This window comes from Paraburkholderia lycopersici, from assembly GCF_900096975.1.
Classification (GTDB): Bacteria; Pseudomonadota; Gammaproteobacteria; order Burkholderiales; family Burkholderiaceae; genus Paraburkholderia; species Paraburkholderia lycopersici.
The window spans coordinates 67,261-82,549 of the sequence record NZ_FMYQ01000001.1 but is presented as its reverse complement, the minus strand read 5'-3'; the positions used below and the strand labels follow the sequence as shown (position 1 = coordinate 82,549).

At 66.7% G+C, this 15,289-nt stretch carries 13 protein-coding genes; 6 read left to right on the top strand and 7 right to left on the bottom strand.

Annotated elements, in window-relative coordinates:
* Positions 1-33: 33 nt before the first annotated feature.
* Both hmgA and fahA read left to right on the top strand, forming a co-directional pair.
* Positions 34-1,383, top strand: a complete 1,350-nt coding sequence (hmgA, locus tag BLU17_RS00315) for a homogentisate 1,2-dioxygenase (protein ID WP_091992976.1) — start codon at positions 34-36, stop codon at positions 1,381-1,383.
* The gene (gene fahA, locus BLU17_RS00310) at positions 1,380-2,708 is read left to right on the top strand and encodes a fumarylacetoacetase (protein WP_176928875.1); all 1,329 of its coding nucleotides are present in this window, start codon (positions 1,380-1,382) and stop codon (positions 2,706-2,708) included. Before hmgA ends, fahA begins: the two co-directional genes overlap by 4 nt.
* Positions 2,709-2,785: 77 nt before the next feature.
* Here the strand turns inward: fahA and BLU17_RS00305 are convergent, their stop codons facing one another.
* From BLU17_RS00305 to BLU17_RS00290, 4 genes are all read right to left on the bottom strand, one after another.
* Positions 2,786-3,943 (bottom strand): MFS transporter, encoded by a 1,158-nt coding sequence (locus tag BLU17_RS00305; RefSeq protein WP_091992972.1) that lies wholly within the window; start codon positions 3,941-3,943, stop codon positions 2,786-2,788.
* Positions 3,944-4,080: 137 nt separating this feature from the next.
* Entirely contained in the window at positions 4,081-5,265 is a 1,185-nt protein-coding gene (locus BLU17_RS00300) for an MFS transporter (protein ID WP_091992970.1), read from the bottom strand.
* A gap of 64 nt (positions 5,266-5,329) precedes the next feature.
* Positions 5,330-5,779 carry a hypothetical protein gene (locus tag BLU17_RS00295; RefSeq protein WP_143189147.1) on the bottom strand — a complete coding sequence of 150 codons (450 nt, stop codon included), beginning with the start codon at positions 5,777-5,779 and terminating at the stop codon, positions 5,330-5,332.
* Entirely contained in the window at positions 5,757-6,557 is an 801-nt protein-coding gene (locus BLU17_RS00290; protein ID WP_091994126.1) for a crotonase/enoyl-CoA hydratase family protein, read from the bottom strand. Before BLU17_RS00290 ends, BLU17_RS00295 begins: the two co-directional genes overlap by 23 nt.
* A 119-nt stretch (positions 6,558-6,676) precedes the next feature.
* Here BLU17_RS00290 and BLU17_RS00285 point away from each other — a divergent pair, with 119 nt between their 5' ends.
* On the top strand, positions 6,677-7,207 hold the full coding sequence (locus BLU17_RS00285; RefSeq protein WP_091992965.1) for a plasmid fertility inhibition factor family protein: 531 nt from the start codon (positions 6,677-6,679) through the stop codon (positions 7,205-7,207).
* 63 nt (positions 7,208-7,270) lie between these two features.
* On the opposite strand, the gene BLU17_RS00280 is transcribed toward BLU17_RS00285, so the two are convergent.
* The 3 genes from BLU17_RS00280 to BLU17_RS00275 all read right to left on the bottom strand — a co-directional run bounded on the left by BLU17_RS00280 (position 7,271) and on the right by BLU17_RS00275 (position 10,282).
* Positions 7,271-8,278, bottom strand: a complete 1,008-nt coding sequence (locus BLU17_RS00280) for a LysR family transcriptional regulator (protein WP_091992962.1) — start codon at positions 8,276-8,278, stop codon at positions 7,271-7,273.
* A gap of 290 nt (positions 8,279-8,568) precedes the next feature.
* Positions 8,569-8,751, bottom strand: a complete 183-nt coding sequence (locus BLU17_RS32975) for a hypothetical protein (RefSeq protein WP_176928873.1) — start codon at positions 8,749-8,751, stop codon at positions 8,569-8,571.
* Positions 8,752-9,046: 295 nt separating this feature from the next.
* Positions 9,047-10,282, bottom strand: a complete 1,236-nt coding sequence (locus tag BLU17_RS00275; RefSeq protein ID WP_091992960.1) for an MFS transporter — start codon at positions 10,280-10,282, stop codon at positions 9,047-9,049.
* Between the two features lie 476 nt (positions 10,283-10,758).
* Here BLU17_RS00275 and xdhA point away from each other — a divergent pair, with 476 nt between their 5' ends.
* The 3 genes from xdhA to xdhC are packed head-to-tail and all read left to right on the top strand — an operon-like array spanning position 10,759 to position 15,279.
* Positions 10,759-12,288, top strand: coding sequence for a xanthine dehydrogenase small subunit (gene xdhA / locus BLU17_RS00270; RefSeq protein WP_091992958.1), 1,530 nt, complete (start codon positions 10,759-10,761; stop codon positions 12,286-12,288).
* Between the two features lie 40 nt (positions 12,289-12,328).
* A complete protein-coding gene (gene xdhB, locus BLU17_RS00265) occupies positions 12,329-14,695 on the top strand; it encodes a xanthine dehydrogenase molybdopterin binding subunit (protein ID WP_091992955.1) in 2,367 nt (788 codons plus the stop codon).
* Entirely contained in the window at positions 14,692-15,279 is a 588-nt protein-coding gene (gene xdhC, locus BLU17_RS00260) for a xanthine dehydrogenase accessory protein XdhC (RefSeq protein WP_091992953.1), read from the top strand. Before xdhB ends, xdhC begins: the two co-directional genes overlap by 4 nt.
* The last annotated feature ends 10 nt before the right edge of the window (positions 15,280-15,289 follow it).

Genomic DNA, 15,289 nt, shown 5'->3' with positions numbered 1-15,289 from the left:
TATGTCACGGCCCGAGAACGTGGAGAGACAGCAATGAATGCACCCTTGCGCCACCCGACTGAAGTCCAGCACGGCTACATGAGCGGTTTCGCCAACGAATTCGCGACCGAGGCGCTGCCGGGCGCGCTGCCCGAGGCGCAGAACTCGCCGCAGCGCTGCGCCTACGGCCTCTATGCCGAGCAGCTTTCGGGCACGGCGTTCACCGCGCCGCGCTCGCACAACCGCCGCACCTGGTTCTATCGGATTCGTCCTGGTGCCGTGCATCAGCCGTTCACGCCGCTCGCGTCGAACATGAGCCGCAACGGCGCACCGCGCCTCGTCGCCGATTTCGGCGATGTGCCGCCCACGCCGCCCAACCAGTTGCGCTGGGACGCGTTGCCCATGCCGACCGAGCCCACGGATTTCATCGACGGCTGGGTGACGATGTCGGGCAACGGCTCGGCGGCCTCGATGAGCGGCTGTGCGATTCATCTGTACGCGGCGAACCGCCCGATGGTGGACCGCTTCTTCTTCAATACCGACGGCGAGCTGCTGGTCGTCCCGCAGCAGGGGCGTCTTTCGATCCGCACCGAGATGGGCCGGCTCGACGTCGAGCCGTTCGAGATCGTCGTGATTCCGCGCGGCGTGTGCTTCACGGTGGATCTGCCCGATGGCGAAGCGCGCGGCTACATCTGCGAGAACTTCGGCGCGCTGCTGCGCCTGCCCGACCTTGGCGTGATCGGCTCGAACGGGCTTGCGAATCCGCGCGATTTCCTCACGCCCGTCGCCGCCTATGAGGATCGCGAAGGCCAGTTCGAGCTCGTCACGAAGCTCAATGGCCAGCTCTGGCGTGCCGACATCGGCCACTCGCCGCTCGACGTGGTGGCGTGGCACGGCAACTACGCGCCCTACAAGTACGACCTGCGCCGCTTCAACACGATCGGCTCCATCAGCTACGACCACCCCGATCCGTCGATCTTCCTCGTGCTGCATTCGCCCACCGATACGCCGGGCGTCGATTCGATCGACTTCGTGATCTTCCCGCCGCGCTGGCTCGCGGCCGAGAACACGTTCCGTCCGCCCTGGTATCACCGCAACGTGGCGAGCGAGTTCATGGGCCTCGTGCACGGCGTGTACGACGCCAAGGCCGAAGGTTTCGTGCCGGGCGGCGCGAGCCTGCACAACTGCATGTCGGGCCACGGCCCCGACGCCGAGACCTTCGAGAAGGCCTCGAACGCCGACACGACGAAGCCGCACAAGGTCGGCGACACGATGGCGTTCATGTTCGAAACCCGCACGCTGATCCGCCCGACGCGCTACGCGCTCGAAACGAGCCAGTTGCAGGCGCATTACTACGAGTGCTGGCAAGGCCTCACGAAGTACTTCAATCCGGAGAAGCGATGAGCAGCACCATGACGGACGAACTCAAGGCGACGCTCGATTCCGCGCGCAAGAGCTGGATCGGGTCCGCGAACGACGCGCAGTGCGATTTCCCGATCCAGAACCTGCCGTTCGGCGTGTTTTCGAGCGATCGCGCAGGCGACCCGGGCTCCGCGAACGCGCGCGTGGGCGTGGCGATCGGCGACCTCGTGGCCGATCTGGCGGTGCTGCACGAAGCCGGGCTGCTGCGCCTGCCCGTCAACGCGCGGCAGGACGTGTTCGCGCGCCCGGCGCTGAACGATTTCATCGCGCTCGGCCGCGACGCGTGGCGCAGCGTGCGCGTGCAGCTTTCGTCGCTGTTCGCGCGCGAAACGGCCACGCTGCGCGACGACACGGCGCTGCGCGAACGCGCCTTCGTGAAGCTCGCCGATGCGAGGCTGCATCTGCCGGTGCAGATTCCCGGTTACACGGACTTCTACTCGTCGAAGGAACATGCGACGAACGTCGGATCGATGTTTCGTGATCCGAAGAATGCGCTGCTGCCGAACTGGTCCGAAATGCCGATCGGTTATAACGGCCGCGCTTCGTCGGTGGTGGTGAGCGGTACGCCGGTGCGCCGGCCGAATGGCCAGTTGAAGCTGCCCGACCAGGAGCGTCCGGTGTTCGGCGCGTGCCGCAAGCTCGATATCGAGCTGGAAACGGGTTTCGTCGTCGGGCGCGGCAATGCGCTCGGCGAGCCGATTGCGTGTGAGGACGCCGAGGATCACATTTTCGGCATGGTGCTGCTCAACGACTGGAGCGCGCGCGACATCCAGCAGTGGGAATACGTGCCGCTCGGGCCGTTCAACGCGAAGACCTTCGCCACGACGATTTCGCCGTGGGTCGTGACGCTCGACGCGCTGGAGCCGTTCCGCGTCGCCCAGCCCGCGCAGGAGCCGCAGCCGCTCGAATACCTGCGTCACGAGGGCCATCACGCGTTCGACGTTGCGCTCGAGGTGCGGCTGCGTCCCGAAGGCGCACAAGAGGCGACGACCATCGCGCGCACGAATTTCCGCCACATGTACTGGTCGATGGCGCAGCAGCTCGCGCATCACACCGTGGCGGGCTGCAATACGCGCGTGGGCGACCTGATGGGCTCGGGCACGATCTCGGGTCCGACGCCTGACTCGTTCGGCAGCCTGCTCGAACTCACGTGGAACGCGAAGCATCCGCTCGAACTGAAGAGCGGCGGCACGCGCGGCTTCATCGAAGACGGTGACGAACTCGCCCTGGCGGGCTGGTGCCAGGGCGATGGCTATCGCGTGGGCTTCGGCACGTGTGTCGGCAAGATCCTGCCGGCGCTGAAGTAGCAGTACTTCCAGGCGCGAAACAGAGCGGCCGATGCGCTTCGAACGCGCATCGGCTGTTTTTCGCCGGCGATGCGCCGCTATGCGCGCGCTCGCGCGAGCCCGTGCGAGCGCTCCCAGCGCAGCGCGCCGAGAAACACGAGCGCGCTCGCGAACAGCACCCACAGCATCGCGTCGCGCCCGGCGTGCTCCATCAACGCGCCCGTGATAATCGGGCCGCCGAAGCTCGCGGCGCTCCACGAGGCGCTCACGAGCGCGCTCGCGGACACGAGCGCGACGCCCTGGAAACGCTCGCCGCACGCGACGATCGCCAGCGTATAGATCGAGCCCGCCGCCGCGCCCAGCACGAAGAGAAGCGGCCAGCGCAGCCACGGCATATCGACGGCCAGCGGCAGAAGCGGCAGCAGCACCGCGACGGTTATGCCCATGAGCGCGTGCACGCGCTCGCGGCCGAGCCGGTCGGCGAGCCAGCCGATGGGGAACTGCATGGTCGTGTCGCCGAGCAGCACGGCCGAGGCGAACAGCACGGCCACTTCGCTGTCGATGCCGTGGCCCATGGCGAAGAGCGGCAGCAACGAAAGCGCGAGCGTGTCGAACAGCGCGAAAAACCCGGTGGCGACGACGAGCGCCGGCATTTTCGGCAGCACGTGGCGCCAACTGCCGTGCGGCTCGTGCAGGTCGGTTTGCTGCGGATTCGAGCGGATCGCGGCGAGCATCGGCAACGCGACGAGAAAGATCGCGCCGCAGATCGCGAAGCGCCACGCCGTATGGCCGGCGATCTGGCTCACGAGCACCGGGCCCGACATCTGGAACAGCGTGAACGTGGTCGCGTAGATGCCGACCACGCGGCCGCGGTTCGAGTCGTCGGCGAGTTCGTTGACCCACGCTTCGCCGATCGTGAAGAGCAGCATGAGCGCCGCGCCGCACAGCATGCGCAGCAGCGCCCAGAGCCACAGGTTGGCGCTCGTCTGCATCAGCGCGGTCGCGATGGCCACGGTCAGCACCGAGCCCACGATCACCTGGCGCGAGCCGAAGCGCGTGGAAATCCATGCCGTGAGCGGCACGACGGCGAGGCCGCCGAGCGCTTGCGCAGCCGTGAGCAGGCCGACGATGGCGGTGCCGTAGCCGGCGTCGGTGAGGGCGAGGGCGGTGAGCGGGAGTGTTGCGCCAGAACCGAGGCCGACCACGGCCACGCTCAGGATCAGCGCGAGGAAGTCGCGGGTGAGGACGGTTTTCATCGGGCGCAATGCTACTACGGGCCCGCGAAAAACGTGGCGCCGCCGCGCTTCGCGTCGAGTTGGCGTCTCCCGAGGCGCCGCGGCGGCGCCTCGGTGTCAGTGCGATGCAGGCGCTTTCGGGCCTGCATCGATTCGCGTCACGCGCAGGATGTCGGCCCCGCCACCGATACGCGCCGTCGCGCGCGCCGGTCGATCTGCGCCGACACGAGCGTGAGCGCGAGCGCCGCGAAGGCCGTCGCCACGCCCACCCAAGGCAGCGCCGTGAGCGGCGCGCCCGCGCTGATCGCCACGCCGCCAATCCACGCGCCGCCCGCGTTGCCGAGATTGAACGCGCCCTGGTTGAGCGTGGAGGCGAGGTTGGGCGCGTGGCTCGCGCGGTCGACGATCAGTATCTGCAACGGCGGCACGATCGCGAACGCGAGAATGCCCCAGACGAAGATCGTCGCCATGGCCGCGATCGGGTCGTGCATCGTCAGCGAGAACGCGGCGAGCACCACGGCGATCGAGGCGAGGAACGTGAGCAGCGAGCGCATGAGCTTCCAGTCGGCGAGCTTGCCGCCCAGCGTGCTGCCCACGGTGAGCCCGAGGCCGAACAACAGCAGCACGAACGTGACTTCGTGCGGCGAGAAGCCGGTCACGTCTTCGAGAATCGGCGTGATATAGGTGAACACCGCGAAAAGACTCGCCGAGGCCAGCACGCTCATGCCGAGCACCATGAGCACCTGCGGATTCTTCAGCACGCCGAACTCATGCACGAGGCTCGCCTTCTGCATCTCGATCTTTGCGGGCAGGCACACCTGCAGCGCCGCAGCCGCCAGGATGCCGATGCCCGTGACGGCCCAGAAGGTCGTGCGCCAGCCGGCGATCTGGCCGAGCGCGGTGCCGAGCGGCACGCCCAGCACGTTGGCGAGCGTGAGGCCCGTGAACATCAGCGCGATGGCCTGCGCGCGCCGGTTCGGCGCGACGAGCCCGGCCGCGACGACCGAGCCGATGCCGAAGAACGCGCCATGGCAGAACGCCGTGACGATGCGCGCGGCCATGAGGATCGAGTAGTTCGGCGCGAGCGCGCACAGCAGGTTGCCGACGATGAAGATGCCGATCAGCCGCATGAGCGCCTGCTTGCGCGGCACGTTGGCGATGGCGATGGCGACGATGGGCGCGCCGATCGTCACGCCGAGCGCGTAGGCCGAGACCAGCATGCCCGCCGCCGGAATCGAGACGCTCAGGTCGCGCGCGACGTCGGGCAGCAGACCCATGATCACGAATTCGGTGGTACCGATACCAAACGCGGCGACGGCAAGGGCGAGAAGGGGCAGGGGCATGGCGTGTGGCTGGCGCAGGAGGGCGACCGGTGCACGCACGCGGTCATTGTTATTAAGTCTTAAGTCAACGCGGAATTGTACTGAAACCTGACGCAACGCATGCGGCACGCTTTTCGTGCGCTGCCGGAAAGCAACAGTTTCGCGTACGCCGCGTCGCTCTTTGGCCAATGTTGAATGCCCTCGCGAATTTCGACGCGAGCAACCTGACTTGATGCCGAGGCTTTGCCAGCTCGCGCGCCCGGCCATCGTCGGGCGCGATAAGGCCGTGCGCGACCGTCGATCCGTAGTAGTTCGAAGGGCCCGTGTAGCCGAGCGCGACCTCGAAGTACGCGCGGCTGCGCACGAAGTCCTCGCCGTCGATGAGGGCGGCGGCGCGGATCAATTTCAATGGGGCGGATCGTGCGCGCGTGCCGCGAGTTCGTTGCGAGCGCGCCGGCTTGACAGCCGGCTGGTACGCGCGTTTCGCCCGGCTGACTAACCGTTGAAGGATTTCAAGGGTCCAACGGTTCGCCATGACGGCCCTCGCCTGCCGCGAAGCGCGCGGCGTGCGCGAGCCCTTCGTCGAACACCGCGCGATAGCCGAGCGCCCCTTCGCGGCGCAGCGCATCGGCGATATCGGGCAGCACGCTGTTTTCCAGTGCGGAGCGGCGGTCCGCGAGCAGCGCGGCCTGCGGCAGCGCGGCCAGTTGTGCGGCGAGCGCTTCGGCCGCCTCGCGCGCCTTGCCCCTGCCGACCACGCGATTCGCGAGGCCGAATGCGAGCGCTTCCTGCGCATCGACAGCGCGCCCCGTGAGAATCAGATCGAGCGCGCGCGACAGACCGATCAGCCGCGGCAGGCGAATCGTGCCGCCGTCGATGAGCGGTACGCCCACGCGCCGGCAGAACACGCCGAGCACCGCATCTTCCTCGACCACGCGCATATCGCAGAGCAAAGCCAGTTCGAGCCCGCCCGCAACGGCATGGCCCGACACCGCCGCGATCATGGGCTTGCCGGGCGTCATGCGCGTGGGACCGAGCGGACCTGGGCCGCTGCCGTCGGCGTGGATCTCGTTGCGCCGTTCGGGGTCGGCGAGCGCCGCGAGGTCCGCGCCCGCGCAGAACGTCCCGCCCGCGCCGTACAGCACGCCCGCGAGCCATGCGGAATGGCTTTCGAAGCGCGTAAAGGCTGCAACGAGCGCATTCGCCGTGGGCCTGTCGATGGCATTGCGCCGTGCCGGCCGGTCGAGCACGATAGTTGCTACATGTTCTTGCGCTTCGATGCGCACGTGCTCGCCAAAGATTTCGATGGTCATGTGCGTCTCCTCGATGCGGCCTGCATTCGTCATAAAAATTTCATGGTCCGTCCGTAGCTTAGGCCGGTTTCAATTTCGTGAATCGCGTTTCCACCCCCGCACGCATGCAATCGATGTCCATGTCCAGCCTCAAATCCGTTTGGGATTCCTCGCCGTCTCCTGCCTCTGGACCCTTGTGGACCATTCCGTTGACCGGTCACGACACCTACGATCACGTGCGCCTGAAGCGCGTATTCACCACCGACGGCACGCGCCATGAAGTCGTGATCGTCGATCTGCACAAGCTGCTTGTCTGTGCCGACCGCGACGACACCGATTACGTGCTCAAGCCCGTCGACGACTGGCATAGCGGCAAGGTGCGCGGCATTCGCGAATTTCTCGACCCCGACAACGAGCGCGTGCCGCAAATGCCCTACGTGACGATTTGCAAACGTCGCGCGGCGGGGCTCGCAGGGTGGCTCGGTCTCGCGCACGAAGGCGTGGTTGCGTTTCGCAACGGCCAGCATCGCGCACGCTACCTCGCCTGGGCGGGAGCGTCGTGGCTGCCGGTGGAAGTACACGAACGCGAAGCGGTGCTGCTGCGCGAGCTATGCGGCGCCGCAGACATGGGCGTGTTCGGCTCGCTCGACGGCGGCGTGCCCCGGTTCTGATGCGCGTACCGCACCTTCGCTAGCCGTCGGGCGCTTGCCGTGCGGCTGCGGCGCGGCCGCGGTTCAACTCCCGCTCATCGCGCGCAGGGCGGCGCTGCCCGTGACGACGTTCAGCGGCCGGATGGACGCGCTGGCCGACGGCGACGTCGGATTCGCCGCGGCGCGTGCGTCGCCCGCATTTTCGAAATGCACCACCGTGTAGTCGACGAAGCAGCGCGTCTTTGCGGGCAGATACCGGCGGCTCGGATAGACGATCGACATGCGCGCATCGGGATCGTCGATCTCATAGTCGGGCAGGAGCCTGCGCAACGTGCCGGCGGCGAAGTCGTCGGCCACGAGCGATGCGGGCACGATCGCCACGCCCATGCCGGCCAGCGCCGCGAGCCGCACCATCAGCATGTTGTTGACGGCGTAGCCCGGTTGCAGCGTGACGTGTTGCGCGCGCTCGCCGGGCCGTGCGAACTGCCACGTCGCGCTGCGTGCCTCGGGCGGCAGCGCGACCGCCGCATAGTGCGCGAGCTGCGCGGGCGTGTGCGGCTCGCCATGCTCGGCGAGCCATCCGGGTGAGGCGCAGGGCACGAAGGTCGTGGTGCCGAGCGCGTGCGCCACGAACTCGCCGTTGCGCGCGGGCACGGCGCCGACGATACCCACGTCGAAGCCGTCTTCCACGAAATCGACGTGCCGCTCGGCAAGCGTGAGGCGCACGCTCACGCGTGGATAAAGGCGCCGGTAGCCGTCGATGAGCGGCGTGAGCGAGGCGGGCGACAGCGCGCCCGTGGCCACCACGCGCAGCGTGCCGCTCGGCTCGCTTTCCGTATGCGTGACGCTGCTCTCCAGATGATCGAGTTCTTCGAGCACGCAGCGGCAGCCTTCCAGATAACGCAGGCCCGCCTCGGTGAGCGCGAGATTACGCGTGGTGCGGTTGATGAGACGCGTGTTCAGGTGGGCCTCGAGCATCGCAACCGAGCGCGTGACGAGTGCGTTGGACACGTCGAGTTGCTGTGCCGCGCGACGAAAGCTCTGTGTTTCCGCAACCCTGACGAAGACGCGCATGGCGTGTATCTGGTTCATGTCTAACCCCGCATGCTCAATGCATGGACCGGTTGAGGGACACTGCAACTGCCGAAGACGAGAGAAACGAAGTGAAATGCGCAGCGAATCACGGCGTCGATAATCTGACAAAAATAATATTGACGGTGGTTGACAATTACAATGCCTATCTTGTCGGGAGGCAGCATTTCTCTTTTGTAAAATATTCAATACTCATCCGGCATGAGAATTGAATGACGAAATATTGCGCTGCCTTTTTTGCATTCAAACCGGTGTATCACGGATTGCGGAAATCGAATCCGTTGCGTGTCTCAGGGTTTGTCATGAACCGCGCCCGTTTTCAGCAGGTTGCGAGTCGCCGCGGTCTGCGAATCCGTCGGGACTGCATACGTCGCGCATGAGCGCGCATGGTGATTTTGTTGCTGCACGAAAGCAATGCTGCGAATTGGATGAATAAAGAAGCGCATTGGCCGTGCATGTTTTTTAATGTGCATTCGGGCTCATTTTCGAGCCGGTTTCCGATCTGACTAAAACGTAAATCGTCAGACCAGAATGATCGTCGAATTGCTGAAGTCGCAACCCGCAATTGCCCTGTTCGCGAGCATGGCGCCCGACCTGGGAACCCGACCTGAGTACATCGCTTTCCCGCTCTTCATCCGCTGCGGCGCTATTACGCGGCGACCAGCGAAAGCCTCGTTCCGAACGCGTCAGGAAGGGAAGTCGGGGGAGGCCGCATCCCGGCGCTCGAAGTCCGGGCCGCATCCGGCGGGGTATGCCGGGTGCGGTTTTTTATTCGGCCGTTTGCGTGGAGGCCGTGCTTGCGCTTTGCGCCGCATGCGAGCGCACGCTCTTGCGATGGAGCGAAACGGACAGCGCCACGGCGGCGGCGGCCGCGATCGCCGCGAACAGAAACACCGATCCATACCCGAACAGATTCGCGACGTAGCCCGCGAGCGGGCCGGTAATGCCGAGCGAGAGATCGAGGAACACCGAGTAGGCCGAGAGCGCCGCGCCGCGGCTTGCGGGCGGCACGAGGCCGACCGCCTCGACGCCGAGCGCCGGGAACACGAGCGCGAAGCCGAACCCCGTGAGCGCCGCGCCCGCGAGCGCGACTTGCGGCGTCGGGGCGAGCCACAGCAGCAGCAGGCCCGCGCACTCGAACGAGAACGAAACGATGGCCACGCGAAAGCCGCCGAAGCGCTTGATGGTGTTCGCGAACAGCAGCCGCGCGCCGATGAACATCAGGCCGAACAGCGTGAGCGTGAAGGCCGCGTTGGGCCAGTGGCGCGCCGCGTAGAACAGCGTGATGAACGTGGCGATGGAGCCGAAGCCCGCCGAGCCTAGCGCGAGGCCGAGACCGTGCGGCAGCACGCGCATGAACACGCTGCGGTACGACATGCGCTCGCCGTGCACGACCGGCACCGGCGCGATCGGGCGCGCGAGCCAGAATCCGAGCGCGGCCAGCGCGATCACCGAAACGCCCAGCATCCAGAAGCCGAGGTAATGCGCCATCTCCACGCCGAGCGGCGCGCCGATCGCGAGCGCGCCGTAAGTGGCGATGCCGTTCCACGAGATCACCTTGGCGTTGTGCGAGGTGCCCACGCGGCCGATGCCCCAGAGAATCGCGCCCGTGCCGCACAGGCTTTCGCCGCAGCCGAGCAGGAGGCGGCTCACCACCAGCAGCGAGAGCGAGAGGCCAGGCCAGTGATCGACGAGCGTGCCGAGCAGCAGCAGCACGCCGCTCGCGCCGCAGATCGTCAAGCCGATGGTCACGGTTTTCTTGGGGCCGAGCGTGTCCGCCGAACGCCCCGCGAGCGCGCGCGAACAGAGCGTGGCGATGTATTGCACGCTGATCGCCGCGCCCGCGACCACGGTGCTGAAACCGAGGTCGTTGTGCACGTACCCCGGCAGCACGGCGAGCGGAACGCCGATCGTCAGATAGCAGAGGAAGGTGAAAAAGACGACCGGAATGATCTGCAGGGTCGTCGATGCGGCGTTGCGCGGAGGCGCCAAGTCAGCGGACATGGGGAAAACGCGGATGGATGACGGCGGAAAAGGCGCAATTGTCCCATGGAACCGGTTCTTACGCAGAAACTGAAAAGCAGTTCCGATGAGTGGACGCGCTGCTTTTCGCGCTCGGGCCGGGGCTGGTGGCGACATGCCATCAACGCGGGAAATCGCGGCAATTGCTGGATATTGGGGGCATTTGCATGGCGAACCGCGATTCCGCGCGAACGTCCGTGCTGCGTCGTCCGCCTTTTAACCTGCGAATCGCCATACGGAGATGTCGCAATCTCACGGATAGCGAATGGAATCGCGCGATCGAGACATCCCGACATAAGCGCGGCCGCACCGCAGCACGCCGATCTATCGATCTGGCGATATATCCCCCATGCTCCTGCGCCTATGGGTTGCCAATATTGGCGGTGATAGCTTTCAAACCGTCCACCCGAGCGCGGCACACGCCTTTCGCGAGCCGCATCCACGACGAGCCAGACATCATGAGCCAGCCGATCCGCTTTTACCATCGCAACGCGATCCGCGAAGTCAGCGACGCGGGCGTGACCCGCACCGTCCTCCAGTACCTGCGCGAAGACGCGCGCTGCACCGGCACCAAGGAAGGCTGCGCCGAAGGCGACTGCGGCGCCTGCACGGTCGTGGTGGGCGAGCGCACCGAGGCGGGCGGCGTGAGCTTCAAGGCCGTCAATGCCTGCATCCAGTTCCTGCCGACGCTCGACGGCAAGGCGCTCTTCACCGTCGAAGACCTGCGCCAGCCCGACGGCTCGCTGCACCCCGTGCAGCAAGCCATGGTCGATTGCCACGGCTCGCAATGCGGCTTCTGCACGCCCGGTTTCGTCATGTCGATGTGGGCGCTTTACGAGAAGCACGGCCACGAGCATGCCGGGCGAGCTTGCGCGGGGAAGGGCGTCCGCAGCGTGCCGTCGCGCGACGAAATCGCCAACGCGCTCACGGGGAACCTGTGCCGCTGCACGGGCTACCGGCCGATCCTCGACGCCGCCGGGCAGATGTTCAAGGCCGACGCGCCGAAGCAGCCCATCGACGTACACGCGCTCGCGCAAACGCTCGCCACGCTCGAGCGCAAGGACACCTTCCACTACGAGTATCGCGGCCAGCGTTACGACGCGCCGCGCACCGTCGAGGCGCTCGCCGCGATCAAGGCCGCGCGCCCGGACACGCGCATTCTCGCGGGCAGCACCGACATCGGCCTGTGGGTCACCAAGCAGATGCGCGAGCCTGGCGACATCGTCTACGTGGGCCAGATCGACGCAATGCGCAATATCGACGTGAGCGACGCATGGATCGCGATCGGCGCGGCCGTTACGGTCGAGCGCGCGTATGCCGAACTCGCGAAGCACTACCCGGAACTCGAAGAGATGTGGCGGCGCTTCGCCTCGCTGCCCATCCGCAACGCGGGCACGATAGGCGGCAACGTGGCGAACGGCTCGCCCATCGGCGACTCGATGCCGGGGCTGATCGCGCTCGGCGCGCGCGTGGTGCTGCGCGGCGGCGAGACCGAGCGCGAGATGCCGCTCGAAGACCTCTACCTCGCGTACCAGAAGAAGGACATGGCCGAGCACGAATTCGTGCTCGCGCTCAAGGTGCCCACGCGCGTGGGCACGCGCGCGAATCTGCGTTTTCGCACGTACAAGATTTCGAAGCGCTTCGACTCGGACATCTCGGCCGTGTGCGCCGCCTTCGCCTATATCGCCGACGGCGACGTGATTCGCGAGCCGCGCATCGCGTTCGGCGGCATGGCCGCCACGCCGAAGCGCGCGACCCACGCCGAAGGCGTGCTCGCCGACGCGCAATGGCACGAAGCCACGGCGCAGGCGGCGATGATCGCGCTCGGCAACGACTACGCGCCGCTATCCGACATGCGTGCGACGAGCGACTACCGCCTCGAAGCCGCGAAGAACACGCTGTACCGTTTCTGGCTCGAAACGCGTGCGCACAATCCGCTCGCGCCGCAGGCGCTCAACGTGCGCAACGTGGCCGCGGAAACCGCTTGAGACAGTCGGGAAACGGAAGAGACATACGGAGAACGAAGCAATGAACCAGCAAGCCGAACCGTTCCTCGACGAACTGAAGGCGCGCGAGCCCTTTGCGCAGGTGCATGTATCGCGTCCGCACGAATCGGCGCATCTGCACGTGAGCGGACGCGCCACCTACACCGACGACATTCCCGTCGTGGCGGGCACGCTGCACGCGGCGCTCGGGCTTTCGCAGAAGGCGCACGCGCGCATCGTCGCGATGGATCTCGCGAAGGTGCGCGCCACGCCGGGCGTCGTGGCCGTGCTCACCGCCGGGGACATTCCGGGCGTGAACGACTGCGGTCCGATCATCCACGACGATCCGGTGCTCGCCGACGGCCTCGTGCAGTATGTGGGCCAGCCCATGTTCATCGTGGTGGCGACTTCGCATGACGCGGCGCGTCTTGCCGCGCGCCGCGCCGACGTGCAGTACGAGGAACTGCCCGCCGTGCTCACGGCGCAGCAGGCGCGCGCCGCCCGGCAGTCGGTGCTGCCGCCCATGAAGCTCGCGCGCGGCGAGGCGTCCACGCGCGCCGCGCGCGCGCCGTATCGTCATGAGGGCGAGATGACGCTGGGGGGCCAGGAGCAGTTCTACCTGGAAGGCCAGATCGCCTACGCGGTACCGAAGGACGACGACGGCATGCACGTGTGGTGCTCCACGCAGCACCCGAGCGAAATGCAGCACCTCGTCGCGCACGTGCTCGGCGTCGCTTCGCACAACGTGCTCGTCGAATGCCGGCGCATGGGCGGCGGCTTCGGCGGCAAGGAATCGCAGTCGGGGCTCTTTGCGTGCTGCGCCGCGCTCGCCGCATGGAAGCTCCTGTGCCCCGTGAAGCTGCGCCCCGACCGCGACGACGACATGATGGTCACCGGCAAGCGCCACGACTTCCATTACACATATGAAGTGGGCTACGACGACGACGGCACGATCGAAGGCGTCTCGGTCGACATGACCTCGCGCTGCGGCTTTTCCGCGGACCTCTCGGGGCCGGTGATGACGCGCGCCGTCTGCCACTTCGACAACGCGTACTGGCTGCCCGATGTTTCGATCTCCGGCTTCTGCGGCAAGACCAACACGCAGTCGAACACGGCGTTTCGCGGCTTCGGCGGCCCGCAGGGCGCGTTCGCGATCGAGTACATCATGGACGACGTGGCGCGCTCGCTCGGCCTCGATTCGCTAGACGTGCGCCGTCGCAATCTCTATGGCAAGACGCACAACAACGAGACGCCCTACGGCCAGATGATCGAGGACAACGTCATTCACGAGCTGATCGACGAGCTCGTGGAGACGAGCGGCTACCGCGCGCGGCGCGCCGCGATCCGCGAATTCAATTCGAAGAACGAAGTACTCAGAAAGGGCATTGCGCTCACGCCGGTCAAGTTCGGCATTGCGTTCAACGTCACGCATTTCAACCAGGCGGGCGCGCTCGTCCACATCTATACCGATGGCTCGGTGCTCGTGAACCACGGCGGCACCGAGATGGGCCAGGGCCTCAACACGAAGGTCGCGCAAGTCGTGGCGCACGAGCTCGGCATCGACTTCGGCCGCGTGCGCGTGACGGCCACCGACACGAGCAAGGTCGCGAACACCTCGGCCACGGCGGCATCGACCGGCAGCGACCTGAACGGCAAGGCCGCGCAGGACGCCGCGCGCCAGCTGCGCGAGCGCCTCGCGGCGCTTGCCGCGACCGTGTACGGCAAGGGCGAAGTCAACGCCGCCGGGGTGCGTTTTGCCAACGACTGCGTGATCGTGGGCGAAGAGATCGTGCCGTTCGGGACGCTGGTCACCCAGGCCTATCTCGCGCGCGTGCAACTCTGGTCGGACGGTTTCTACGCCACGCCCAAGCTGTACTGGGATCAGGCCACGCTGCGGGGCCGCCCGTTCTACTACTACTCGTATGGCGCGGCGGTGTCGGAAGTCGTGATCGACACGCTCACGGGCGAAATGCGCGTGCTGCGCGCCGACGCACTGCACGACGTGGGCGCCTCGCTGAATCCCGCGCTCGACGTGGGACAGGTCGAAGGCGGCTTCATTCAGGGCATGGGCTGGCTCACGACGGAAGAACTCTGGTGGAAGCCGGACGGCAAGCTCATGACGCATGCGCCCTCCACCTACAAGATCCCGACCGTCAACGACACGCCCGCCGAATTCAACGTGCGCCTCTTCAGGAACCGCAACGTGGAGGACAGCATCCATCGCTCGAAGGCCGTGGGCGAGCCGCCGCTCTTGCTGCCGTTTTCGGTGTTTTTCGCGATTCGCGACGCCGTGGCGAGCGTGGCCGACTATCGCTTCAATCCGCCGATGAACGCGCCGGCCACCGCCGAGGAAATCCTGAAGGGTGTGCGCGCGGTGCGGGCGATGGCGCGCGCGGGGAGCGCGAAATGAATCGGCATCCGAATCATTGCGTGCGCCTCGACGAAACCGGGCGCGTCGTCGTCGGGCGGCGCGGCACACCGGTTCCGCACTACGGGCCCATGCACATCGTGCTGTTCGGCGCGGGCCACGTGGGCCACGCGCTCGTCACGCTGCTCGGCATGCTGCCGTGCGTCGTGCAGTGGGTGGACGAGCGCGACGAGCTGTTCCCCGACGAGGTGCCCGCCAACGTCCAGATCGAGGCGACGGACACGCCAGCCGCGATCGTCGACGCTGCGCCTGCGGGCGCATATTTCATCGTAATGACGCACAATCACGCGCTCGATTTCGCGCTGACCGGGCGCATCATGCGCCGGCGCGATTTCGCGTGGTTCGGGCTGATCGGCTCGAAAACGAAGCGTGCGAAGTTCGAGCGGCAGCTCGTGGAGCGCGGCGTGGCAAAGGAGCGTCTTGCGGAGATGACTTGCCCGATCGGCGTGGCGGGCATCGTCGACAAGGCGCCTTCGTCGATCGCGGTGGCGGTGGCCGCGCAGTTGATGCAACTGCGCGTGCCGCAGGCCGTGAGCGTGGAAACCGCCGCGCCGGCGCAGGCTTGAGGATCGATTC